Source organism: Streptomyces sp. NBC_01244, from assembly GCF_035987325.1.
GTDB lineage: Bacteria > Actinomycetota > Actinomycetes > Streptomycetales > Streptomycetaceae > Streptomyces.
In genome coordinates this window covers 737,880-756,885 of sequence record NZ_CP108488.1, presented here as the reverse complement: position 1 = coordinate 756,885, position 19,006 = coordinate 737,880, and the positions used below count along the sequence as shown (strand labels likewise).

The following is a 19,006-nucleotide window of genomic DNA, read 5'->3' as shown; positions in this document are numbered from 1 at the left end:
ATGTCCCTCACCCTTCCCGAGGCCAGGAAGTCCGCGGATGGCGAAGCGGCCCCCGGCGGAGCGCGCGTCGAATTCCGGGGCCTGCGCCGGGCCTTCGGCTCCACCGTCGCCCTCGACGGACTCGACCTCACCATCGAGCCCGGCGAACTCGTCGCCCTGCTCGGCCCGTCGGGCTGCGGCAAGACCACCGCGCTGCGCGTCGTCGCCGGCTTCGAACAGCCCGACTCCGGCGAAGTACTGCTCGACGGAAAGGACATCACCCGGATCCCGGCCAACCGCCGCGACGCCGGCATGGTGTTCCAGTCGTACAGCCTCTTCCCCAACCTCAACGCCCGCGACAACGTGGCCTTCGGCCTGCGCGTCCGCAAGGTCGGCGCGGCCGCGCGCCGCGAGCGCGCCGCCGAACTCCTCGACCTGGTCGGCCTGCCCGACCACGGCGACCGCTACCCGCACCAGATGTCCGGCGGCCAGCAGCAGCGCGTCGCGCTCGCCCGTGCCCTCGCCCTGCGCCCCCGCGTCCTGCTGCTCGACGAGCCGCTCTCCGCGCTCGACGCGAAGGTACGGGCCAGCCTGCGCGAGGAGATCCGCCGGCTCCAGCTCTCCCTGGGCATCACCACAGTGTTCGTCACGCACGACCAGGAGGAGGCCCTGTCCATGGCCGACCGGGTCGCCGTGCTCAACGCGGGCCGCCTGGAGCAGTGCGCCGCCCCCGCCGAACTGTACGAGCGGCCCGCGACCCCGTTCGTCGCCGAGTTCGTCGGCACCATGAACCGGCTCCCCGGACGGCTGTCCGGCTCCGGCACGGTCGAAGTGGCCGGCTCCCGGCTGCCGGTGGACGGCCCGGTGCCCTCCACCCCGGACGTCGAGGTGCTCGTACGGCCTGAGAACATCACGGTGACGGCAGCCGCAGAGGGCACCGAGGGCGCAGCCACCGTCGTGTCGGCCTCGTTCTTCGGGTCGGTGACCCGGCTCCACCTGGACCTGCCCGACGGCATCCGGATCAAGGCCGACCTGCCCTCGCGCGAGGCCGGAGCCCTCGTACCGGGAGCGCGGGCGACCGTGGGCCTGGCCGAACGCCCCGTCCTCGTCGTCGCCACCGCCACGGCCACGGCCACCGCCTCAGACACGGGGGAAGCTTCATGATCGGACTCGCCGCCGTCCTCTTCGACATGGACGGCACCCTCGTCGACACCGAGGTCCTGTGGTGGCAGACCACCGCGGAAATCGCCGCCGGCCTGGGCTACGCCCTGACCGACGCGGACGCGCCCGAGGTGGTCGGCCGCGCGGTGGAGGACACCGCCGCGCACCTCGTACGGGTCGCCCGCGCGGGGGAGGCACAGGAGGTGGCGCGGGCCCTGACCGACAGCTTCTTCGGCCGCGTCGAGCAGGGTGCGCCGATGCGGCCGGGCGCGCAGCGGCTGCTGGCCGCCCTGGAAGCGGATGGCCTGCCGTTCGCACTGGTCAGCGCCTCGCCGCGGGTGGTCGTGGACTCGGTGGTGGGCGGCTCGCTCGCCCATGTCCCCTTCGCCTTCACGCTCTCCGCCGACGACACGTCCCTCACGAAGCCGCACCCGGACCCCTACCGGGCCGCCGCGGCGCGCCTCGGCGCGGAGCCGTGGAGTTGCGTGGCGGTCGAGGACTCCCCGGACGGCGCGGCCTCGGCGGAGGCGGCCGGCTGCGGAGTCCTGGTGGTCCCGTCCCTGCTGGAGGTCCCCCCGTCGCCGGTACGCACCTTCGCGTCCTCCCTCACCGAGGTCACCCCGGACACCCTGCGGGCCTGCCTGGTCGCTCCGCTGGGGGTGTGACGCGACCTGGCTAGCCGGTGAGGTCGAGCAGGCTCAGGATTCCGTCCGCGTAGGCGGCCGATTCGGAGCCCGGGCACCGGGCCACGGTGTCGCGCAGTCCGGGCAGGCCGGAGCGGATGTGCGCGGCGCACTGGCCGTACAGACCGGCCTCGTGCGAGGAACCGTCGTCCTCGGCGCCGAGGAGGCGCAGCAGCGCCCACAGCAGGGCCTCGCGGGTCGACTGCCGGGGCGGGCCGGCGAACCAGACGGCCATCAGGACCCCGCACACCGCCGGGGCGGGCGGCCGCAGGACGCCGGTGTGGAAGGCGTGGCCCTCCAAAGCGCGGAAGGCGGCCGGATGCCCCTCGGCAGCGTCCCACAAGGTGTCTGCGAGATGACCGAGATGACCGGCCGGGCGGCCGCAGCCGCATTCGATGGAGTTCCAGTCGTGCCGGGCGATCTCCCGGGCCACCGCGTCGGGCACCAGAGGGCTGGTGCGGGGCTGCTTCTCCGTCGTTCTCACGGGAGAAGTATGGGATCAGGCCGGTGGCCAGTAAAGAGCGGCCCGCCCGAAGGGGACCGGGAGGTCAGCCGCCGTGCCCCTGGCAGCCGCAGCCCTTCGCCGCGGCGCGCGGCAGCCCCTGCGTGAACTCGCTCTGAGAGAACACCGCCAGGACCGTCGCCGGCTCGGTGCCGTGGTTGACCAGGGTGACCTCCTTGCCGGCCGGCAGCATCGCGAAGGTGCCCGGGGCCACCGTCTTCGCACCGCACCCGCACGAGGCCTCCACCGTCCCGGCGACGCCCGTGAGCAGCAGCTCGGAGGCCCCGTGCGCGTGGGCCGGGATCGTCCCGCCGGCCGGAACCTGGATCCGGACCGCCGCGAGCGCGCGGAACGGACCGCCCTCGGGGTCGAGGCGCAGCGTCGGGCCGCCGGCGGTGGTGTCGGGGGTGGTGTCGATGGTCATGCCGAACATGGGTGGTTCCTCTACGCGTTGGTGCGCGGCCCGCGCCGCGCGGGCCGGGCCACGGCCACCGGTCCCTCCGGTCACGCTTCGAATTTAGACGACGGGCATCATCTCAATACCGGGCGAAACGTCCCGACCTCCCGGGCCTTTCGCCTCGCCCCGACCATGACAGGCTGTGTCCGTGAACGAGGCACCGCGCGACCCAGCACCCAGGACACCGCTCTACCTGAAGGTCGCCGGGGACCTGCGGACCGCCATCACGGCGGGCGAGTACGGCTCCGGCGCGCGACTTCCCGCCGAGGACGAGCTCGCCCGCCGCTACGGAGTCTCCAGGGGTACGGTGCGCCAGGCCCTCGCCGCCCTGCGGACCGACGGGCTGATCACCTCGCGGCGCGGCACCCGCCGGGTCGTCCTCGGCGGCGGCGCGGGGGAGGCCGGGGGAGTCGCGGAGCTCCGTAGCTTCACCCGCTGGGCCCGCTCCCTCGGCCAGGAGCCCGGAGGGCGGACCGTGGCCGTGGACCGCGGCGGGGCCGACGCCGAGGAGGCGGAGCAGCTACGGATCGACGCGGGCGCCCCCGTGTACCGCGTACTGAGGCTGCGCACCCTGTCCGGAGCCCCCGTGATGGTGGAGCGCACGACGTACCCGGAGCCGGTCGGCGCCCTGGTCGCCGGCATGCCGCCGGACACGGTCTCCTACTCCGAGCAACTCGCCCGGCACGGAGTCCTCTTCGCCGACGCCCACCACACCATCGACATCGCGGCGGCCGACGCGGCCGACGCGCGGCTGCTGGGCTGCCCGGCGGGGGAGGCCCTGCTGCGCGAACGGCGCCGCTCCACCGACCCGGCGGGGGTCCCGGTGGAGTGGTCGCAGGACCGCTACCTGCCGGGGACGGTGGCCTTCACCGTGCACACCTCCGCGGCCAGCGCGCTGGGCCGACAGCTCGGTTCCTGACCAGGCTTTGATCAGGCGTTGATCAGGCGTTGATCAGGCGTTCTTGATCAGCAGGGCCTCCAGCAGCGGCCGGAAGTGGTCGAAGTCCGGAGTGGTCAGCTCGGGGTCCTTGGCCTGTTCGTCCCAGCGCCGCACGGCCACCGCGTCGGCCGCCCCCGGCAGCGCCTCGAAGGCCAGCGCCTGCTCGGCGGTCATCGGGCCGCCCTGGACGCGCAGGGTGTGTACGGAGGCCTCCGAGAGCAGGTCGAAGTAGCCCGGCTCGGCCGTGCACAGGTAGCGCTTGGCGGCCACGTGCAGCCGGACCGGCTCGGTCACCTCCGGCCCGAACCACCGGGCCAGCCAGTCGGCCCCGGTGTGGCTGTGCCGGTTGTCCTGCCCGCCCTCCATCAGGTCGCGGCCGGTCACGGTTCCGTGGAAGTGCCCGATGTCGTGCAGCAGCGCGGCCGCCACCAGGTGGGCGGGGGCCCCGGCGGCCTCGGCGAGGGCCCCGGCCTGGAGCATGTGCCCGGCCTGGGTGACGGCCTCGCCGAAGTACTCGGCGCTGCCCTCGCCCTCGAAGAGGCGGGCCAGCGCGTCGACGGCGCCGACGGCGGGGGCGCCGGAGGGGTCGGTGGCCTCGGAGGCGTTCACGCGGAGGCTCCTTCGCGGCGCAGGACGGCAAGGGTGGAGAGCAGCCCGTCGAGATCGGCGTACGTCCCCTGGAGGTGGCGTCCGCCCGATTCGGCGAAGGCGGTACGGGCGTGCAGCAGGCGGGTGTTGTCGAAGACCACACAGTCGCCGGGCGCGAGCCTGAAGTCGAGCCGCAGCTCGGGCCGTTCCAGCAGCTCGCCGAAGAGGCGGTAGGCCGCGTAGAACTCCTCCAGTACGGCCGCGGGCTGGTGCAGCGTGGAGATGGAGCGGTTGTTGAAGCGGACCTCGCGGATCCGCCCGAGCGGGTCCACGTCGATCAGCGGCCGGTGGGCGCGCAGTTCGCAGCGGGCGTCGGCGAAGGCGAACTCCACCGGTACGCGGGTCAGTACCGCGAAGGCCTCCGGATCCCGCTCGCGCAGCAGCGCGGCGGCGTGGAAGCCGTCGACCAGCCCGGAGTCGCCGCCCCGAGCCTCGTTGCGCAGGCAGTGCAGCAGTTGGAGGGTCGGGACGGGATCCCGGTAGGGGTTGTCGGTGTGCGGGGTGATCAACGCGCCGGTGAACGCCAGGTTGTTGGGGTCTGCCTCCACGCGGACCTCGAAGAGCTCCCCGTAGTTCGTCTCGCGGACGAAGCCGAAGGTGCGGGCCACGTCGAGCACCATCCGGTCCCGGCAGGGGACTTCCCGCAGGAGGGCGAAGCCCAGCCGGACCACGCCGTCGAGGACCTGCTCGCGGGTCTCGCGCGAGCCGATGTACGCGTCCCAGCGGGCCTCCGGGATCCGCCCGTCCAGGTCCGCCGCCGCCCACAGCTCCTTGTCCGCCTCGGTCCGCCCGTCCCCGGCCGCGCGGTAGGCCGGCCCGTCCGGGGCGTGCGAGTCGAGCCACCGGGCCGGGTACACGGAGCGGTGCCCGTCCGGCTGCCACTCCACCTCCCAGCCGGGCCCGCCGTCGGCGGCGGTCGCTTCGCGCACGGCGCCGACGGCCAGGCCGGCGGGCAGCTCGGTGATCTGGAACAGCTTCTGGCCGGTACGCGGGTCACGGCACTCGGCACAGGGGCAGTTGTCGCGCAGCCAGGGCGCGGGCGGGCGGGTGATCGCCGGTACGGACATCGTGGCTCCTGCCATGCTCGGGAAAGTTGTATATACAACTCCGGGGTGCCCGCAGCGTGACAGGAACAGGTGACCGGCAGGTGGCGCACAGATGGCCGGAACCGGATCGCGGCGCCGGCCGTCTGAGACCGGGGCGGACGGGCCCGGGGAGACGCGCCCGCGGACGCATGTGCCCGCGGACCGCTGAGCGAGGAGCGTGGGGGAGACGGTGCGGACGGCAACGGTGCGGGCGGCAAGGGCGCGGGCGGCAAGGGCGCGGACGGCAACGGGGCGGACGGCAACGGTGTGGCATACAAGGCTGCGGGCGGCGAAGGCTCAGGCGGCCCTGTGGATCAGGCGGAGGGCCGGACTCCTGCTGCTAGCCCTGCTCGCGACCCAGCTGGGGTCCCTCGTCAGCCCGGCCCACGCCTGCGGCTGCGGGGCCATGGTCCCCGACGGCAGCTCCCGGATCGGAGTCTCCCGGGAGGCCTCCGTGGTCCGCTGGGACGGCCGGATCGAACAGGTGGCGATGCGGTTCACGGTCGGCGGCGACGCCAAGCGGGCCGCCTGGATCATGCCGGTGCCGGGACGGGCCACGGTGCGCCTCGGCGACGTCGCGCTCTTCCCGCAGCTGGTGGACCTGACCGGACCCGAGTACCGCACCCGCGGCTACTTCTGGCCCCGGCGCGGGGACTGGCCCCTCGACTCCGGGCGGGGGGACGCGGCCGGAGCGGCGCCGCCCGGCAACGGCGAGCCGCGGGTCGGCGTGATCGGCCGGGAGCGGCTCGGCGACTTCGAGGTGGCCCGCCTGACCGCGACCGACCCCGAAGCGCTGGGTGACTGGCTGGGGTCGAACGGCTTCGAGCTCCCCGCCCGGCTCTCCGCCGAGCTGAAGCCGTACGTGGACCAGCGCTGGGAGTACGTCGCCGTACGCCTCGCCCCCCGGGACCCCGGCGCCACCCTGAGCGGCACCCTGGACCCGCTCCTGATCCGCTTCGAGAGCGACCGGCTCGTCTACCCGATGCGGCTGTCGCGGCTGGCCTCCACAGCCCAGTCCCTGGGCCTGTACGTCCTGGCCGAGCACCGCATGGAACCCGTCTCCGCGATCGGCGGCAACGCACCCGAGGTGACCTTCGCCGGGCGGATCACCCCGACGGGACCGGTCGCCGAATTCGCGGGCGCGGAGCCGGTGTTCCTGACGGCGATCGACCAGAGCTTCCCGGCCCCGTCCCGGATCGACGGCGACCACGAACTGCGCGCCGCCGCCGCGGACGCCCCGTACCGCCGGGTCGACTACACCGACGAGCTGCTCACGGCCGGCGGCGTCCCGGTCTGGATCCTGACCCTCGGGGGCACGCTGGCGATGGCGGCCCTGGTGGCCGTCCTGACCGCGCTGCGGCTGCGGCGCGGCCGGACGGCCGCCGTGCCGGGGAGCCCGCACGCGTGACCGGCGCGGCTCCCGCCGTCAGTGGGCGGGGGATTGGGCTTCCGCCGACCGCAGCCGGACGCGCGCACGCTCCGCGCTCCGCCCGGCCTCCCGGGCCAGGGCCGGGGCGCAGAGCCACCAGGCGACCAGCCCGGCCCCCGCGCCGGCCACCGCCCCGGCGGCGGTGTCGCTGAGCCAGTGCGCGTGCAGCCAGGTGCGGCTCCACATCATGGCCAGCGTGAAAACGGCGCCGCCGATCCACCATGCCCGGCGCCGGGCGGCCGGGACGAGGAGCGCGCCGACGATGACCACCAGGAGCGCCGCACTGGCCGCGTGCCCGGAGGGGAAGGAGCCGTGGTCGACCCTGACCAGCGGATTCTCCGGGCGCGGCCGGTCCACCAGGTGCTTGAGGCCCTGTACGACGAGCATGTTTCCGGCCATGTAGACGAGGAAGAGGAACCCCGCCGACACCCAGCGCCGCCGGACGAGAAGGAAGAGCAGCAGGGCGAGCGGGACGACGGCGCCCACCGGGCCCCCGAACCAGTTCAGCAGCGTGGCGACCACGGAGGGGAACCCCTCGTGCGGTCCGCCCATCCAGGACAGCCAGCGGTCGTCGAGTCCCTGGAAGGGCGGTCGCGCGACGTCCCTCCGCACGACGAGCGCGAGCGCGGCGGCGGAGCCGAGCAGCGCGATTCCGAGGGTGACGGTGCCGGTGCCCCTGCTGCCCCGGTCCGTCGCGAACGCGGGTGCGCCGGCTTCGAGGGGTGGGTCGACGGGGATCGTGGACATGGCTGTGCTGCCTCTCGCGGCGGGTGGGAAAAGAGGGGAACGAGGGGTGACGAGGGGTGCGGGGATGGGGTGGCGCGTGCCGAGGGGTGTGGCCGATTGCGGTGTGGCCACATCTCGTGCTTACACGTGTAATCAAGGAATGTAGCCATGCCCTCCCCGCACCACAAGCCCCGCGAACCCAGGAGCCCGGCCGCCCGGCTCAGTTCCGCGCGTCGGCCCCCGGCCGGATGATCGTGATTCCGGGTCCCGGCGCCGTACCCATGGCCGCCAGCGCGGCCGGCGCCCCGTCCAGCGGGATCGTGGAGCTGACCAGCAGGTCCGGCCGCAGCGCTCCGGAGCGGACCAGTTCCATCATCGGCGGGTAGGCGTGCGCGGCCATCCCGTGGCTGCCGAGGATCTCCAGCTCCCACCCGATGACCCGCTCCATCGGCAGCGCCGCGACCCCCCGCGCCGCGGGCAGCAGCCCGACCTGCACGTGCCGCCCGCGCCGGCGCAGGCCGGCCACCGACGCCGCCGCCGTGGCCGCGGAGCCGAGTGCGTCCAGCGACAGGTGCGCACCGCCGCGCGTGTACTCCCGTACGGCCTCGGCCGCGTCGCCCCGCCGCGGATCCACGCAGTGCGCGGCCCCGAAGGCCCGCGCGAGCTCCAGCGCCTCCGGTGCGGTGTCCACGGCCACCACCCGGGCTCCCGCCGCCACCGCGATCATCACGGCCGAGAGCCCCACCCCGCCGCAGCCGTGTACGGCGACCCACTCGCCCGGCGCCACCCGCCCCTGCGCGACGACGGCCCGGAAGGCCGTCGCGAACCGGCAGCCCAGTCCGGCCGCGGTGTCGTACGAGAGCTCCCCGGGCACGGCCACCAGATTGACGTCGGCGTGCTCCAGCGCCACGTACTCGGCGAAGGACCCCCAGTGGGTGAACCCGGGCTGCGTCTGCCTGGCGCACACCTGGTGCTGCCCGGCGGCGCATTCGGCGCAGCTTCCGCACGCGCAGACGAAGGGCACCGTCACCCGGTCCCCGGCGCGCCAGTTGGAGACTCCCGGGCCCACCGCCTCGACCACACCGGCCAGTTCGTGGCCGGGCACGTGCGGGAGCGTGATGTCCGGATCGTGCCCCATCCACCCGTGCCAGTCACTGCGGCACAGCCCCGTCGCCTCGACCCGTACGACCACCCCACCCACGGGCGGCACCGGATCGGCCACGATCCGCACCGCGCCGGGCTCCCCGTACCGCTCGAACACCACAACGCGCACGCCGACCGCCTCCACTCGTCTGATCCGTCCGGCCCGGGCTCCCTTGTCGGCCCCGGGCCCGGATGCGAAGCTGCCGGGACGACCACCACACACCATCAGGGGGACCCCATGACCCGCAAGACGACCCGCAAGGCGACCCACAAGCGCGCCACGGCCGCCGCCGTATCCGTCCTGCTCGCCGTGACCGTCACCGCCCTCGGCGCGAGCGCGTCGGCCCACGCGGCCGCGGGCGACAAGAAGGTCGAGGTCATCAAGTAGCCCGAGCGGCACCCGGGAGGTCTCCTTACACTGGCGGGCATGGTAAGCCGCATCAGTGAGCTGGTCATCGACTGCGCCGACCCCGAGCGCCTCGCCGCGTTCTGGAGCGAGGCCCTCGGCTACGTGGAACTCGCCCGGGACGACGGGAGCATCGAGATCGGGCCGCCCGGCACCGGCTTCGGAGGCCCGCAGCCCACCCTCGTCCTCAGCCCGAGCAGCGACCCGCGGCGGGGCAAGCTCCGCCTGCACGTCGACGTCAACCCCGTCGACCGCGACCAGGACGCCGAGCTGGAGCGCCTCCTCGCCCTCGGCGCCCGTCCGGTCGACATCGGCCAGACCGGCGCCGAGAGCTGGCACACCCTGGCCGACCCGGAGGGCAACGAGTTCTGCCTGCTGCGCACCCGCCTGAAGCCCCTCTGACCCGCGGCCCGGTGGCGCCTGTCCGACCTAGGACGGCTTGGCGGAGGACCAGGCGGTGACGGACACCTTGTCGTCGCAGAAGGCGAACACGCCGTCGTCCATGGCGATCTGGTGCTTCCCGGCACCGAGTACCCCGATGACCACCGTCGGGTAGGAGCCCGGGGTCGCGCCGGACGCGCAGTAGCCGTCCGCCTCGCCCTGGACCTGGACGAACGTGAGCTTCGTCCAGGCGCGGGCGCCCGGGGCCAGCACCACGTCGGCCGCGCCGGGGCCGGTGTGGGTGGTGGCCAGCGGCTTGTTCTTCTCCGGGGAGCCGTTGCCCGCCGCCGCGACCGTCGGGTACCCGTACACCTTGCAGGGGGACGCGGAGGTGTTGGTGACGGAGACGACGGCGGCCCCGGTTCCGGTGCCCGGCGGGCGGACGTCGGCCTGGTGCCCTTCGGAGACCTTGATGTCGCCGACCGTGCAGGGCTTCTTCGTCACGCCGCCGGCGCCGCCCGAGGAGGCGCCGCCCGAGGAGGAGCTGCCCGAGGAGGGCGCGCTGCCCGAGGGCGACGCGCCGCCCGTGGAACCTCCGGTCCCGCCGCCGCTGGTCGTCCCGCCCTTGTCGCCGCCGGTGGGTGTCGCCTCGGCGGGCCGCGAGGCCGTGGGCGGCGTCGACGGGCCCGCGACCCCACCGCCGTCGCCGGTCGGCGTACAGCCCGTCATCAGGGCCGCGGCCGCCAGGGCCGCCGCCAGAGCCGCCGCGGTCCGGCCGATGCCTGCTGTGTACTGCATTGGGTGCTCCCCGAGGTTCACGACCGGTCCCGCACCGGCACTCGCGTGCAGGAACACGACCCCTGACCCGAGCAGGTTCCCGCCGCACGCCGCTGTGGCGGTTCCGTGACGCGCCCATGACGAACGGCCGTCACCCCGGCGCCGTACGCGGGGCGACCTGTCTGCACGTGGCGACCTGTCTAGGGGACAACTCAGGGGTCGGTACCCGATGTGACTCGGGGTGTCGCGCCCGTAACGTCTTGCGTATGACCACACCCCGAACCGCCTTCTTCGCAGCCCCTGTTCTGACAGGGGCCTACGGCGTCATCCGCATCCTCGACGGTCTCGACGGCAGCCGCGGTCCGGGCTTCGCATGGAGCCTCGGCCACCTGTGCTTCCTCGGTGCGCTGGTCCTCTTCGTCCAGGGATTCGCCGCGATGCGGGCGATGGCCGGCGGAGGCAAGCTGTCCGCCGTGGGCCTGTGGACCGGCGTGGCGGGAGCGGTGTCGCTGGTGGGGCAGTTCGCGATCGACCTCGTCGTCGGCTTCATGTCCGCGGACCGGGGTGCCATGGAAGAGATGTTCACCAGGGTCCAGGACATACCCGGCATGCTCCCGGTGGTCTACGAGTTCGGTCCGCTGCTGTTCTTCGTGGGCCAACTGATCCTGGTCTCCCAGCTCGCGGCACGCCGCGTCCTGAAGCCGTGGGCGCCCGTGCTGGTCCTCGCCAACGCCGTGGTGCCCCTGGTCGGCAAGGACTTCATACCCCTCGGAGCCGTACTCCTCCTGGTCGCCTTCGCCCCGCTCTACCGCACCCGCGAGACGGTCGCTGCCTAGGCCCGGCGCAGGGCCAGGTCCGCGAGGGCTTCCGGGGCGCCCGGCTGGTCGCGGATGCCGGGGAAGGCGTTGACGTCCACGATCAGGGGGGAGCCGTCGGCCGTGGCGATGATGTCCACGCCGTAGACGTCCAGGGAGTAGACCTCGCCGACCCGGCGGGTCAGATCGGCCCAGCCGTCCGGGATCCGGGGCAGCGGCAGGGTCGGGCCGCGGCCCTCCGGGGAGAGTTCCGAACGGCGCAGGGCCGCGAAGACGCGGTCGCCGATCGCCCAGAGCTTGTGGTCCCAGCCGCTGTTCGGGGCGAAGTCCTGGACCACCACCGGCTCCTCGGGCCAGTCGTGCGCCAACTTTCCGAGGTGCACGGTGTCGTCGACCAGGGCCACGAGGTCCGCACGGCGGCTGTGGCGGCTCTTGACGACCACGGGGGAGCCCAGCGAGACCCCGGCGGCCCACCGCGCGAGCGCGCCGACGGTACGGGTTCCCGCGAACGGCAGCCCGGCCCGTACCGCCAGCTCCGCCATCAGCGTGCGGTCCTGGCAGAGCGCGGTCGCCGCGGCGGAGTTCACCACCGGGGCCCCGAGCCGCTCCAGGCGCCGGGCCAGTTCCAGGCCGTGCGGGGTGTGTGCCTTGAGGAGGTACGCGTCGGCCGGTGCCCCGGCGGCCGCGTCCGGCGCGCCGGGATCCAGCAGTTCCACCCCGTGTCCGGCGGCACGCAGGAGGCCGGCCGCCGCAGAGAGCAGCGGATGCCCGGGGTTGTCCGTGATCAGGCCGATCCTCATACGGGCTCTCCTGCGGGCGAGGCCGGCGGGGTGACGACCGCGACGGCACCGGCAGTCGCGGCAGCCGCGGCAGCGGTGGCCGCTGTGGCCTGGAGGGGGATCGACATCGCCTGCCCGGGCCGGAGCGGGAGCGCGGCCGCGACGCCGGCGCCGGGCCGTGAACCGGCGCCCCGGGCGAGGCCCAGTACCGCGCGGGCCACCCGGGCCGCCGCGTCCGGGACCTGACGGAAGCTCGGGAAGTCGTTCACGTCCACGACCACCGGCCCGTCGGGCCCCAGCAGCACGTCCACCCCGTACAGGTCGAGCCCGTACACCTCACCGACCCGCGCGCCGATCTCCGCGATCTCGGCTGACAACGGGACGAGGCGCTCCGGGACGGAGGTGTCCGGATGCAGGGGAGAGCGGCGCTCGGTGGCGAAGAGCTCCCCGCCGACCGCGTACACCTTGAGGTCGGTGCCCGAGTTCGGCACGTACGGCTGCGCGACGAGCATGCCCTCGCCGGCCAGTTCGGGGAGCATCGCGGCCAGCCGCTCGGGCGAGGACAGCAGGTGTACGGCCCGACCGGAGCTGCCGTCGGCGGGTTTGACGACCAGCGGGTACTCCGACGCCGGGATCTCGGCCAGCAGCTCCGGCCGGGCCGCCGCGTACGTCGGCGGCAGCGGCAGCCCCCGGCCGCGCCCGATGGCGGCGGCCAGCGCCTTGTCCCGTACGCCCCGGATCGCGCGGGCGTCGTTGACGGTGATCGCACCGGCCGCGGCGGCGGCTTCGAGCAGGGTCAGCCCCGGCCCGCCGGACACCGTCTTGAGGACCCAGGCGTCATGGGCGCCGGCCTCCACGGCCTCGCTCATCCGCAGCAGCGAGCCACCGGGCCGCAGTACCTCCACCCGGTGGCCCCAGGCCTTCAATTGCCGGACCACCTCGTTCGGCATGCCGTCGTGGCGATAGTGCTCCTCCACCAGGAAGCAGAGCCTCATGGACCTTCCCCATATTCCCCGGACGTCCGCCGATCCCGTCCGGCGAGTTGTGACGTCACAGGATGTCATGGGCCGCAATGTGATGATCGGTCCGTGTACGCAGCCATCCGCAACGGCGCCGCCGGGGCGGGATCGGTTCCGATGGTCGTCCGGCCACCGTCCGGCCACCGAGACGCGGGCGGATCGGATGTCGCGAGCCGGCGATTTCCCTTCCGGCCAAAGCGCTACAGAAGGCGACTTACCGGTCGCGGTTGAGTGGAAAACTTGTCAGAGGCTGCCCAAAGCGATCAACAACTCTCCTATAGTGATGCCTCGTTGCCAGGAACCTTCTCCTCCCTTTACGCCCGGTATGAGGCTTTGATTGATGACGGCGTCGCCCTCCCCCCTTCGCCCCTCCGCGCTGGCCCTGCTGATCACCGCAGTGGCCGGTGGCGCGCTCACCACGGCGGCGGTGGCCGCGGCCCCGTCGTCCATCGCCACCGCCCTCGGCTGGTTCGCCGGCGCGGGCGTCCTGCTGCTCGCGGTCGCGGCCTTCGCGGTGACCTGGAGTGCGCGCACCTCCAGGACGCAGCGCGGCCGCATCTCCGGCCTGAGCGCCGAACTGGTCGCCCGTGACGGGCACATCGCCCGGCTGATCGCCGACGCGGCCCGTGACACGGCCGCGCGCACGGCCGAACGCACCCGCCTCACCGCCGAACACACCGCCGTACTGGAGCGGCTGACGGGCGACCACTCCGCCGCACTGGAACACCTGGCCGGCGCGCACGCCGCCGAACTCGACGGACTGGCCGCCGCCCAGAACGCCTCCCGCGAGCGGCTCGGCGGTGAGCTGCGCCGTGCCGAGTCCGGCCGGGCCGCCGCCATGGCCGCGGCCGCCAACGCCGCCGGCCGGATGCAGGCCCTGGCCACGGCGATGCTCGCCGACCTGCGCGACATGGAGCACCGGCACGCCGACGAGGACGTCCTCGGCGACCTGCTCCACCTCGACCACCGCACCGCCCAGGCCGGCCGCCTCGCCGACTCCATCGCCGTACTGACCGGGGCCCGTTCGGGCCGCCGCTGGGCGAAGCCGATCGTCATGGAATCGATCCTTCGCGGCGCGATGGGCCGTATCGGCGGCTACCAGCGCGTCAGGCTCCACTCCACCAGCGACGCCGCCGTCGCCGGACACGCGGCCGAGGGCGTCATGCACGCCCTCGCCGAACTCCTCGACAACGCGGCCAACTTCTCCCCGCCGACCGCCGAGGTCCACGTCTACGTGGAGGAGGTGCCGTCCGGGATCGTCATCACCGTCGAGGACAGCGGCCTCGTCATGAGCGAGGTCCAACTGCGCCGCGCCGAACAGGCCGTGACCGCCGCTTCCCTGGACCTGGCAGGACTGTCCGGCACCCGCCTCGGCCTCGCCGTGGTCGGCCGACTCGCCCGCAAGCACGGACTGACCGTCTCCTTCCGGCCCTCCGCCCGCGGTGGTACGGGCGCACTGATGATGCTCCCGCAGGAGCTCATCAGCCGCACGCCCGCCGAAGCCCCCGCCGCGCCGCTCGCCATCCCGGCGCAGCCGGCCGCCCGGGCCGCGCAGGAGGCTCCCGCGGCGCCCGGAGCTTCCGCCGCGGCCGGGCCCGAGCCCGAGGCCGTGCACGACACCGCCGCCGGTCAGGACGACACCGTCCGCGCGCAGGACCGTACGGCGACGGACCGCGGGACCGCGGTGGGCGGCGAAGCGGGCAGCGGCACCGGTACCGGCCCTGACGCCGAAGCCGAAGCCGAAGCCGACGCCCGCGCCGGCGCCGGGTCCGAATCCACCGGCGAGCACCCGCACTTCGGCGACAGCGGCCTGCCCCAGCGCCGCCGCGGCCGGACCCTGGCAGCGGCCCACCCCGAGGGCACGGACGGTGCGGGCACCGAGACCCGTACCTCCCCGGCCTCCGCCACGGCCCCTGCCACGGCCTCCGCGCCCGGCGGGGCGTCCCGGTCGGCCGCGCGGTTCGGCAGCTTCCGCCAAGCCGTCCGCGGCGCCGCGGCACCGGGCGGAGCAGCCTCAGGCGAGGCCGGCGCCCCCGGCGACGAGCAGCAGCCCGAGCACACCCCAGACCCGGAAGGCAACACGCGATCATGACCGGCTTCACCACCGACGAGACGCTCAACTGGCTCCTCGAAGGCCTCCTGGAGCGGACACCGGGTGCCCGCCACGCCCTTGTGCTCTCCCGCGACGGCCTCAAGCTGTGCCGCACGCCCGAGCTCTCCGTCGACCAGGCCGACCAGCTCGCCGCGATCGCCGCCGGCATCCAGAGCCTGTCCCACGGGGCGTCCATCGAGTTCGGCGACGGAACCGGCGGAGTCCGCTCGGCCATGGCCGAGTTCTATGGCGGGATCCTGTTCATCGTCGAGGCCGGCGAGGGGGCGCACCTCGCGCTCGTCGCGGGCGAGGACGCCGACGCCGGACTCGTCGGCCACAACATGTCCGAACTGGTCGAGCAGCTCGGCGAACACCTCATCGCCAGGCCCCGGGGATGAGCCGGCCCCGGCCGGGCCGGGACGATTCGCCGGACCGGCTCTACACCCTCACCGGTGGCCGCAGCCGCTCCGGATCCGATGTCTTCGACCTGGTCACCCTGGTCGTCGCCGAAAGCGATCCGGTGCCCGGCATGCAGTCCGAACACGCGGCGATCCTGCGGATGTGCCAGTTCCCCACGGCCGTCGTGGAGATCGCGGCCGAGCTCGGACTCCCGGTCTCGATCGTACGGATCCTGCTGGCCGACCTGCTCGCCACCGGACGGATCCGCGCCCGGCACCCGCGTACGGCGAACTCCGCGTACAGCTTTACCGACCCCGACATCCTGGAGCAGGTGCTCGTTGGACTCCGCAATCTCTGACGCGACGATCCCCGAAGCCGCGTCGCCGACGAGCGCCGCGCCCCTGGGGGCCGAACCGCTCCGGCCCCGCCAGGCACTGCGCAGCACGGCCGACAACGGACTGAAGATCGTCATCGTGGGCGGCTTCGGCGTCGGCAAGACCACGATGGTCCGGTCGGTCAGCGAGATCCGCCCGCTGAACACCGAAGAGACCATGACCAAGGCCGGCGAGGCCGTGGACGACACCCAGGGGATCGCCGGGAAGAGCGCCACCACCGTGGCCTTCGACTTCGGGCGCATCACCCTCGACGCCCGCAACGTGCTCTACCTGTTCGGCGCCCCCGGCCAGGAACGGTTCTGGTTCCTGTGGGACCGGCTCTTCTCCGGCACCCTCGGCGCCGTCGTCCTCGTCGACACCCGGCGCCTGGCGGACTCCTGGTACGCCATCGACCGGCTCGAACACCACGGCACGCCCTTCGTCGTGGCCTGCAACGACTTCGGCGGCCCCGAGCACACCCCGGAGCAGATCCGCGCCGCCCTCGACCTGCCGGACGCCATCCCGCTGGTGTTCTGCGACGCGCGCTCCCGGGAGTCCAGCAAGCAGGTCCTGATCTCCCTCGTCCAGCACCTCCAGACGGCCGCGCTGTCCATCACCCGGCCGAGCCTCCAGCCGAGCCCCCTGTCCCAGACCCCGGAGCCCACCCCGTGACCTGCCCCGCCGCCCCCGAGCACCAGCCCGTCTACCTCGGCGGCCCCCGGTTCCAGACCGACCCCGCCGAGCTGTACCGGGAGATGCGCCGCGACCACGGCGCCGTCGCCCCGGTCGTCCTCGACGGAGACGTTCCGGCCTGGCTGGTCCTCGGCTACCGCGAACTGCACCAGGTCACCAGCGACCCCGTGCTCTTCTCCCGGGACTCCGAACTGTGGAACCAGTGGGACCGCATCCCCGCCGACTGGCCGCTGCTCCCGATGATCGGCCGCCGCCAGCCGTCGATCCTCTACACCGTCGGCGAACGCCACCGCGAGCGGGCCGCCGTCATCTCCGAGGCCCTCGAAGCCGTCGACCCCTTCGAACTCAAAGGGCACGCCGAGCGGTTCGCCGACGAGCTGATCGACGAACTGTGCGGCAAGGGCTCCTGCGACATCGTCGGCGAGTACGCCATGCTGCTGCCGCTGCGCGTCCTCGCCCGCCTCTACGGGTTCTCCGACGCGCAGGGCCCCGGACTCGTGCGCGCCATGAACGACATGATCAACGGGCGGGAGGGCGCCCTGGCCGGCCAGCAGCACCTCGCCGAGTCGATGTTCGCGCTGCTCTCCGCCAAACTCGCCGAGCCCGGAACCGACGTGGTCTCCCGGATGCTCGCCAACCGGTCCGGATTCACCGTGGAGGAGGTCGCCCAGGACCTCATGGTCATGATGGCCGCGGGCCACCAGCCCACCGCCGACTGGATCGGCAACTCCCTGCGCCTCATGCTCACCGACGACCGTTTCGCCGCCTCCCTGGCGGGCGGCCGGCACAGCGTCGGAGAGGCCATGAACGAGGTGTTGTGGGAGGACACCCCCACCCAGAACGTGGCCGGCCGCTGGACCTCCCGCGACACCCACCTGGGCGGACAGCGCATCGCCGGGGGCGACCTCGTCCTGCTCGGCATCGGCGCCGCCAACGCAGACCCGCACGTGCGCACCGACGCCGGAGAGCTGACCGGCGGCAACAACGCCTTCTTCTCCTTCGGGCACGGCGAACACCGCTGCCCCTTCCCCGCCCAGGAGGTCGCCGAGGTCATCGCGCGCACCGGCATCGAGGTGCTCCTCGACCGGCTGCCCGACGTGGACCTCGCCGTTCCCGCCGGGGACCTGGCCCGCCGCCCCTCGCCCTGGCTGCGCGGGCTGACCGCCCTGCCCGTGACCTACACCCCGACCCCCGCCCTTGGAGCCACCCGATGACGTGCCCGATCGACCACTCCGGCCCCGCGGCCATCGTCCTGGACCCCTTCGTCGCCGACCTCGACGCCGAGAGCGCCGCGCTGCGCGCCGCAGGTCCCCTGGTCCAGGTGGTCCTTCCCGGTGACGTGGCCGTGTACGCCGTGACGCACCACGCCGAGGCCCGCAAGCTGCTCACCGATCCCCGGATCGTCAAGGACATCGACGTGTGGGGCGCCTGGCAGCGCGGCGAGATCCCGATGGACTGGCCGCTGATCGGTCTCGCCAACCCCGGCCGCTCGATGCTCACCGTGGACGGCGAGGACCACCGCCGGCTGCGCACCCTGGTCGCGCAGGCCCTGACCGTGTGCCGGGTGGAGAAGCTGCGCGCCGGCATCGAGGCCCTGACCGCCGGCATGCTGGACAAGCTGGCCGGGCTGCCGGCCGGCGAGACGGTGGACCTCAAGGCGCAGTTCGCGTACCCGCTGCCGATGAACGTCATCAGCGACCTGATGGGCGTCGACGCCGAGGAACACCCGCGCCTGAAGGCCCTGTTCGAGAAGTTCTTCTCCACGCAGACCCTGCCCGAGGAGGTGCCGCAGATGATGGCGGACCTCGGCGCGCTGTTCTCCCGCATCGTCGAGGCCAAGCGCGAGAACCCGGGCGACGACCTGACCAGCGCCCTCATCGAGGCCTCCGAGGACGGTGACCACCTCAGCACCGAGGAGATCACCAACACCCTCCAGCTGATCGTCGCCGCCGGCCACGAGACCACCATCAGCCTGATCGTCAACGCGGTCGTCGCCCTGGAGACCCACCCGGAGCAGCGCGCCCTCGTCCTCAAGGGCGAGGTCTCCTGGGAGAACGTCATCGAGGAGACCCTGCGCTGGTCCAGCCCCACCTCGCACGTCCTGATCCGCTTCGCCACCGAGGACGTGGAGGTCGGCGACCGGATCCTGCCCAAGGGCGAGGGCCTGATCGTCTCCTTCGGAGCGCTCGGCCGCGACGAGGCCCAGTTCGGCGAGACCGCGGGCCGGTTCGACGCCACCCGTACCCCGAACCGGCACATCTCCTTCGGTCACGGCCCCCACGTCTGCCCCGGCGCGGCCCTCTCCCGTCTGGAAGCCCTGGTGGCCCTCCCGGCCCTCTACGCCCGCTTCCCGGACCTCACCCTGGCCGTCCCCGCGGCCGAACTCCGCAACAAGCCGATCCTCACCCAGAACGACCTCTTCGACCTCCCGGTCCGCCTGGCCTGACCGGGGAGGCCCGCCCCCTCGGTGCAGGAGGGGGCGGGCTGCGTTTTTTAATCGGATGTGCTGACGGGGCGC

Annotated in this window: 22 protein-coding genes; 13 read left to right on the top strand and 9 right to left on the bottom strand. The window is 73.7% G+C overall.

Going from position 1 to position 19,006, the window contains the following annotated elements; genetic code table 11:
• Complete coding sequence (locus tag OG247_RS03210) at positions 1 to 1,143, top strand: ABC transporter ATP-binding protein (protein ID WP_327250730.1); 1,143 nt, start codon at positions 1 to 3, stop codon at positions 1,141 to 1,143.
• A complete protein-coding gene (locus tag OG247_RS03205) occupies positions 1,140 to 1,805 on the top strand; it encodes an HAD family hydrolase (protein ID WP_327250729.1) in 666 nt (221 codons plus the stop codon). The genes OG247_RS03210 and OG247_RS03205 overlap by 4 nt, the downstream gene beginning before the upstream one ends.
• Before the next feature lie 10 nt (positions 1,806 to 1,815).
• On the opposite strand, the gene OG247_RS03200 is transcribed toward OG247_RS03205, so the two are convergent.
• Together OG247_RS03200 and OG247_RS03195 are read right to left on the bottom strand one after the other, a co-directional pair.
• The gene (locus OG247_RS03200) at positions 1,816 to 2,307 is read right to left on the bottom strand and encodes a hypothetical protein (RefSeq protein ID WP_327250728.1); all 492 of its coding nucleotides are present in this window, start codon (positions 2,305 to 2,307) and stop codon (positions 1,816 to 1,818) included.
• A gap of 64 nt (positions 2,308 to 2,371) precedes the next feature.
• On the bottom strand, positions 2,372 to 2,758 hold the full coding sequence (locus OG247_RS03195; RefSeq protein ID WP_327250727.1) for a cupin domain-containing protein: 387 nt from the start codon (positions 2,756 to 2,758) through the stop codon (positions 2,372 to 2,374).
• Positions 2,759 to 2,930: 172 nt separating this feature from the next.
• Here OG247_RS03195 and OG247_RS03190 point away from each other — a divergent pair, with 172 nt between their 5' ends.
• Positions 2,931 to 3,701, top strand: a complete 771-nt coding sequence (locus OG247_RS03190; protein WP_327250726.1) for a GntR family transcriptional regulator — start codon at positions 2,931 to 2,933, stop codon at positions 3,699 to 3,701.
• A gap of 33 nt (positions 3,702 to 3,734) precedes the next feature.
• Here OG247_RS03190 and OG247_RS03185 read toward each other — a convergent pair whose 3' ends face one another.
• Together OG247_RS03185 and tmpA are read right to left on the bottom strand one after the other, a co-directional pair.
• Positions 3,735 to 4,331 carry a phosphonate degradation HD-domain oxygenase gene (locus tag OG247_RS03185; protein WP_327250725.1) on the bottom strand — a complete coding sequence of 199 codons (597 nt, stop codon included), beginning with the start codon at positions 4,329 to 4,331 and terminating at the stop codon, positions 3,735 to 3,737.
• Complete coding sequence (gene tmpA / locus OG247_RS03180) at positions 4,328 to 5,452, bottom strand: 2-trimethylaminoethylphosphonate dioxygenase (protein ID WP_327250724.1); 1,125 nt, start codon at positions 5,450 to 5,452, stop codon at positions 4,328 to 4,330. Before tmpA ends, OG247_RS03185 begins: the two co-directional genes overlap by 4 nt.
• A gap of 268 nt (positions 5,453 to 5,720) precedes the next feature.
• On the opposite strand from tmpA, the gene OG247_RS03175 reads away from it, so the two are divergent.
• Positions 5,721 to 6,863 (top strand): DUF2330 domain-containing protein, encoded by a 1,143-nt coding sequence (locus tag OG247_RS03175; protein ID WP_442813211.1) that lies wholly within the window; start codon positions 5,721 to 5,723, stop codon positions 6,861 to 6,863.
• Between the two features lie 18 nt (positions 6,864 to 6,881).
• Here the strand turns inward: OG247_RS03175 and OG247_RS03170 are convergent, their stop codons facing one another.
• Complete coding sequence (locus tag OG247_RS03170) at positions 6,882 to 7,631, bottom strand: phosphatase PAP2 family protein (protein ID WP_327250723.1); 750 nt, start codon at positions 7,629 to 7,631, stop codon at positions 6,882 to 6,884.
• A gap of 199 nt (positions 7,632 to 7,830) precedes the next feature.
• Positions 7,831 to 8,883 (bottom strand): zinc-binding dehydrogenase, encoded by a 1,053-nt coding sequence (locus tag OG247_RS03165; protein ID WP_327250722.1) that lies wholly within the window; start codon positions 8,881 to 8,883, stop codon positions 7,831 to 7,833.
• Between the two features lie 108 nt (positions 8,884 to 8,991).
• On the opposite strand from OG247_RS03165, the gene OG247_RS03160 reads away from it, so the two are divergent.
• Complete coding sequence (locus OG247_RS03160) at positions 8,992 to 9,141, top strand: hypothetical protein (RefSeq protein WP_327250721.1); 150 nt, start codon at positions 8,992 to 8,994, stop codon at positions 9,139 to 9,141.
• A gap of 39 nt (positions 9,142 to 9,180) precedes the next feature.
• The gene (locus OG247_RS03155) at positions 9,181 to 9,561 is read left to right on the top strand and encodes a VOC family protein (protein WP_327250720.1); all 381 of its coding nucleotides are present in this window, start codon (positions 9,181 to 9,183) and stop codon (positions 9,559 to 9,561) included.
• A gap of 27 nt (positions 9,562 to 9,588) precedes the next feature.
• Here the strand turns inward: OG247_RS03155 and OG247_RS03150 are convergent, their stop codons facing one another.
• Positions 9,589 to 10,338, bottom strand: a complete 750-nt coding sequence (locus tag OG247_RS03150) for a DUF4232 domain-containing protein (RefSeq protein WP_327250719.1) — start codon at positions 10,336 to 10,338, stop codon at positions 9,589 to 9,591.
• Positions 10,339 to 10,583: 245 nt separating this feature from the next.
• Between OG247_RS03150 and OG247_RS03145 the strand changes: the two genes are divergently transcribed.
• Positions 10,584 to 11,153, top strand: a complete 570-nt coding sequence (locus OG247_RS03145) for a hypothetical protein (protein ID WP_327250718.1) — start codon at positions 10,584 to 10,586, stop codon at positions 11,151 to 11,153.
• Here OG247_RS03145 and OG247_RS03140 read toward each other — a convergent pair.
• Together OG247_RS03140 and OG247_RS03135 are read right to left on the bottom strand one after the other, a co-directional pair.
• Positions 11,150 to 11,932: an ATP-grasp domain-containing protein gene (locus OG247_RS03140; RefSeq protein WP_327250717.1), complete on the bottom strand. Its 783-nt coding sequence runs from the start codon at positions 11,930 to 11,932 to the stop codon at positions 11,150 to 11,152. The genes OG247_RS03145 and OG247_RS03140 overlap by 4 nt on opposite strands.
• Entirely contained in the window at positions 11,929 to 12,906 is a 978-nt protein-coding gene (locus tag OG247_RS03135) for an ATP-grasp domain-containing protein (protein WP_327250716.1), read from the bottom strand. Before OG247_RS03135 ends, OG247_RS03140 begins: the two co-directional genes overlap by 4 nt.
• A 364-nt stretch (positions 12,907 to 13,270) precedes the next feature.
• On the opposite strand from OG247_RS03135, the gene OG247_RS03130 reads away from it, so the two are divergent.
• From OG247_RS03130 to OG247_RS03105, 6 genes are read left to right on the top strand one after another with little or no spacing between them, the layout of a single operon-like run.
• On the top strand, positions 13,271 to 15,022 hold the full coding sequence (locus OG247_RS03130; RefSeq protein WP_327250715.1) for a sensor histidine kinase: 1,752 nt from the start codon (positions 13,271 to 13,273) through the stop codon (positions 15,020 to 15,022).
• Positions 15,019 to 15,420: a roadblock/LC7 domain-containing protein gene (locus OG247_RS03125; RefSeq protein ID WP_327250714.1), complete on the top strand. Its 402-nt coding sequence runs from the start codon at positions 15,019 to 15,021 to the stop codon at positions 15,418 to 15,420. The genes OG247_RS03130 and OG247_RS03125 overlap by 4 nt, the downstream gene beginning before the upstream one ends.
• Complete coding sequence (locus tag OG247_RS03120) at positions 15,417 to 15,779, top strand: DUF742 domain-containing protein (RefSeq protein ID WP_243333039.1); 363 nt, start codon at positions 15,417 to 15,419, stop codon at positions 15,777 to 15,779. Before OG247_RS03125 ends, OG247_RS03120 begins: the two co-directional genes overlap by 4 nt.
• Positions 15,760 to 16,467: a GTP-binding protein gene (locus OG247_RS03115; RefSeq protein ID WP_442813210.1), complete on the top strand. Its 708-nt coding sequence runs from the start codon at positions 15,760 to 15,762 to the stop codon at positions 16,465 to 16,467. Before OG247_RS03120 ends, OG247_RS03115 begins: the two co-directional genes overlap by 20 nt.
• A complete protein-coding gene (locus tag OG247_RS03110) occupies positions 16,464 to 17,702 on the top strand; it encodes a cytochrome P450 (RefSeq protein WP_327250713.1) in 1,239 nt (412 codons plus the stop codon). Before OG247_RS03115 ends, OG247_RS03110 begins: the two co-directional genes overlap by 4 nt.
• The gene (locus OG247_RS03105; RefSeq protein ID WP_327250712.1) at positions 17,699 to 18,934 is read left to right on the top strand and encodes a cytochrome P450 family protein; all 1,236 of its coding nucleotides are present in this window, start codon (positions 17,699 to 17,701) and stop codon (positions 18,932 to 18,934) included. Before OG247_RS03110 ends, OG247_RS03105 begins: the two co-directional genes overlap by 4 nt.
• The last annotated feature ends 72 nt before the right edge of the window (positions 18,935 to 19,006 follow it).